This window comes from Roseisolibacter sp. H3M3-2, assembly GCF_029211165.1.
Lineage (GTDB): Bacteria > Gemmatimonadota > Gemmatimonadetes > Gemmatimonadales > Gemmatimonadaceae > Roseisolibacter.
In genome coordinates, this window is the sequence record NZ_JARGEK010000392.1 from 1 (window position 1) to 4,166 (window position 4,166).

The window sequence follows — 4,166 nt, forward strand, 5'->3', positions numbered from 1 at the left end:
CCACCTGCTCGCCGAGGCGCGGGCCGACGGCGTGCCCGGCGCCCCCGCGCGGTGACGGCGCCGGCGCCCGCGCGCGGCTCGCTGCGCACGACCATCCTGCGCGGCGCGGCGCTGCTGCTGCTCGCCACCTGCGTCGCGCTCGGCGGGCTCCTGTTCGCCGCCACGCGGATGCGCGGCTCGCTCGACCGCGAGGCGCGCGTGTTCTTCGCCGAGCAGCAGAACGCGGCGACGATCACGCGCGAGGTCGAGCGCCAGCTGGTGGACGCCGCGGCGTACCTGAACGACCCGGGCGACGAGGGCGTCGAGCAGTTCCGCGCCCGCGGGCGCCGCGTGGACGCGCTGGTGCGCGGGTACCTCTTCCGCCCGCTCACGCGCGAGGAGCGGCTGCAGGTCGAGCGCCTCAAGGAGCTGCACCAGGCGCTCGAGGTGCAGGCGCAGGCGGCGTTCGACGCGCGCGACCGCGGCGACGCCGCGGCGGCGCGCGCCTCCGCCGAGGCGCTGTTCTCGGCCTCGGGGCCGGTGCACTCGGCGCTCGACCGGTTCCTGGCGCTGCGCGAGGCGCACTACGAGCGCGAGCGCGCGCGGCAGTCCGTGCTGCTCGGGCGGCTGTACGCGGGCGCGGGGGCGACGGTCGCCGTGTTCATCGCGGCGCTGCTGGTGGCGGTGCAGTTCGTCGGGCGCCGCGTGCTGGCGCCGGTGGACGCGCTGGCGCGCGCCGCCGACCGCGTGGGGGCCGGCGACCTGTCGGCGCGCGTGGAGCCGGGCGCCGACGACGAGATGGCGCGCCTCGCCACGCGGTTCAACGCGATGACCGAGGGGATCGGCCGGCTGCAGGGCGCGGTGCGCGACAGCGAGGAGCGCTACCGCCGGCTGGTGGAGCTGACGCCCGACGCGATCCTGGTGCACGACGCCGACCGCATCCGGCTCGCCAACCCCGAGGCGGCGCGGCTGTTCGGCGCCGCGGCGCCGTCGGCGCTGGTGGGCGCGCGGCTCCCCGACCTGCGGGCCGACGACGCGGGGGCGGCGGGCGCCGAGCGCCTGCGCGCGGCCCTCGCCGACGGCACGCGCGCCGAGCCGGCGGAGCTCCCGTTCCGACGCCCCGACGGCAGCACGGTGCACGGCGAGCTGGTGGCGGCGCCGATCGAGTTCGACGGGCGGCCGGCGACGCTGGTGGCGGTGCGCGACGCGACCGCGCGCCGGGCCGCGGAGGACGCGCTGCGCGACACCGAGGAGCGGCTGCGGCAGGCGCAGAAGATGGAGGCGGTGGGGAGGCTGGCGGGCGGCATCGCGCACGACTTCAACAACCTGCTCACGATCATCCTCAGCCACAGCGACCTGCTGCTCGAGGAGTTCGCCGACGTCGACCCGCGCCGCGCCGACCTCGCCGAGGTGCACGCCGCCGGGACGCGCGCCGCCGCGCTGACGCGCCAGCTCCTGCTGTTCAGCCGCCAGCAGGTGCTGCGCCCCGAGGCCGTCGACGTCAACGCGGTGGTGCGCCAGCTCGGCGCGTGGCTGCGGCGGCTGATCGCGTCCGACATCGCGCTCGACCTGGCGCTCGCCCCCGACGCGGGCGCGGTGTGGGCGGACCGGAGCCAGCTGGAGCAGCTGGTGCTCAACCTCGCGCTGAACGCGCGCGACGCGATGCCCGACGGCGGGCGCCTGACGCTGCGCACGGCGCGCGAGGTGGAGGCGGCCGGCGCGTTCGTGGCGCTCGTGGTCGAGGACACGGGCGTGGGGATGGACGCCGCCACGCGGGCGCGCATCTTCGAGCCGTTCTTCACGACCAAGGAGGTCGGGCGCGGCACGGGGCTCGGGCTGGCGACGGTGTACGGCATCGTCCAGCAGAGCGGCGGGCGGCTGCACGTGGAGAGCGAGCCGGGGCGCGGCAGCCGCTTCGAGGTGCGGCTCCCGGCGCGAGCGGCCGGCGCGCCGGCGGGGACCGGCGGCGGCCGCCGCGGCGGCCGCCGAGCGGACGCGGGGCCGCGAGACCGTGCTCCTCGCCGAGGACGACGACGCCGTGCGGGCGATCGCGGCGCGGGCGCTGCGCGAGTGGGGCTACGCCGTCCTCCAGGCGCGCGACGGCGCGGAGGCGGTGCGCGTGGCGCTCGCGCACCACGGGCCGATCGACCTGCTGGTCACCGACGTGGTGATGCCCGGGATGGGCGGGCGCGAGCTGGCCGACCGCCTGACGCGCCGCCACCCGTCGCTCCGCGTGCTCTTCACCTCCGGCCACACGGCCGACGAGGTGCTGCGGCGCGGCGTGGTCGAGCGCCGGCACCGCTTCCTCGAGAAGCCCTACCTGCCGCGCGCGCTCGCGGCCGCGGTGCGCGAGGCGCTCGACGCCGGCGCCTGACGCGTCACCGCACCGGCACCGCACCGCCGGCCGCGATGACCCGCGCGCCCTCGGCGCTGCGGACGAACGCCAGGAAGCGCGCGACGTGCGCCGGCGACGCCGCGCGCGCGAGCAGCAGCGACCGGCGCACGAGCGGGTAGCGCCCCGCGCGCACCGCGTCGGCCGTCGGCGCGCCGGCCTCGCGCGCCAGCGCGCGCAGCCGGCCGCCGCTGCGCTCCACGAACGGGAGCGACGTCATCCCGAGCGCGCCCGGCGTCGTCGCCAGCTCCTCGGCCATCGCCTCGGGCCGCTCGATCGCACGCACGCCGCCGGCGGACGCCGCGTCGCGCAGGCACGGCACCCCCGCCGTCGCCACGTCGCCGTCGACCTCGCCGGGCGGGCGGGTGCGCGGCGCGATCGGCTGCGCCGGGCCGCCGAGAGCGCGCCAGCTCGTCAGGAGCCCGGCGTAGGCGTCGCACAGCTGCCGCGACGTGAGCCCGGACACGCCGACGGCCGCCAGCGCCGCGAACACCACTGCGGCCTTCGCCACCTCGTGCGCGGCCAGCCCCTGCCCCGCCAGCGCCGCGGCGTCGACGCCCTGGCTCGCCAGCGCGACGTCGATCCGCCCCTCGGCCAGCGCGGCGAGGCGCGCGAAGGTCCCGAGCCCGGCGCCCATCGCCACGCGCGCGCCGGGGTGCCGCGCCTCGTACGCGAGCCCCAGCGCCGCCGCCAGCGGCATCACCCCGGGCGAGCCGTCGACGCGCACGGCCGGCGCGGGCGCCGCGGGAGTCCGCGCGCATCCGCCGAGCAGCGCCCCCGCGACGGCGATCGTCCACCCGCGTCTGGGCATCGCCTACTGCACCTGGATGTAGAGCGGCGCCGGCCAGAGGCGCAGGATGTCGGCGCGCGGCGTCGGCGGCCGGTCGTTCTTCGCCTTGGTGAACTGCTTCCACCCCGTGAACTGCACCGGCTCGCGCTTGATGTCGCGCCAGTACGTGTCGCGCTTCATCCAGGGCGGGCCGAAGCCGTCCATGTGCATCACGACCTGCACGCGCGGGTCGAGCGTGATCTTCCGCGCGTTGGTCACGCCGCCCGGCGTGAAGCGGTGCACGACGAGGATCTTGGGCGGCAGCTTGTGCTTCTCGACCAGGTCGGCGAGGTAGCGCGTCGCGTAGTTGATGTCGGCCGCGTCGTACGTGCCGATCCGGCGCCCGGGCACGCCGCCGTTCTTCATCGAGAACTCGGGGTCGATGCCGAGGTGCACGTCGGGGCGGACGAGGAACTTCTCGATCCACGGCAGCTCGTACTGCAGGGTGCTCTGCCCGACCTGCAGGTCGACGAACATCAGCGCGTTCCGGCTCCGCGCCCAGCCGTACACCTTCTCGATCATCGCGCTGTCGTGCCGCGTGCGGTACCGCCCGCTCGGCCCGGGGTGCGGGTCGGCCACCAGCACGATCACGTGCAGCGCCGGCTGCGCCGGGTGCTCGGGGTCGAGCGCGGTCCACGCCGCGACCTCGGCGTCCAGCTTGGCGAGCATCTCGTCGGGCGGGAACTCGCCGAGGATCCCCATGCGCGTCGACTTCGGGTTGCCGTAGTAGGCGATGATCCGCTTGTTCGGCAGGATCGCGCCCGGGAGCGGCGCCGGCCCCTTCACCGGCCAGAGCGAGTCGAGGTTGCTGCCGGCGTTCCGGAACGCGAAGTGGCGGTCGCCCGCCCTGGGGCCGAGGATCCCGCCGCGCTCCCCCTCGAGGGTGCCGTTCGCGACCGCGCCGGCGCGCGCCGCCTGGACCGCGACGGCGGTGTCCTGCGCGGCCGGCGCGGGTGCGGGAGTCGG

Annotated in this window: 2 protein-coding genes and 1 pseudogene; 1 reads left to right on the top strand and 2 read right to left on the bottom strand. The window is 77.5% G+C overall.

Features of this window, described 5'->3' with window-relative positions; translation table 11 throughout:
* Positions 1–168: 168 nt before the first annotated feature.
* Positions 169–1,905 (top strand): annotated as a pseudogene (locus PYV61_RS21715) (ATP-binding protein); the annotation flags it as partial.
* A gap of 452 nt (positions 1,906–2,357) precedes the next feature.
* On the opposite strand, the gene PYV61_RS21720 reads toward PYV61_RS21715, so the two are convergent.
* Complete coding sequence (locus PYV61_RS21720) at positions 2,358–3,182, bottom strand: substrate-binding domain-containing protein (protein WP_275835594.1); 825 nt, start codon at positions 3,180–3,182, stop codon at positions 2,358–2,360.
* 3 nt (positions 3,183–3,185) lie between these two features.
* Positions 3,186–4,166 (bottom strand): hypothetical protein (locus PYV61_RS21725; RefSeq protein WP_275835596.1); only part of this gene is annotated, 981 nt, incomplete at its 5' end.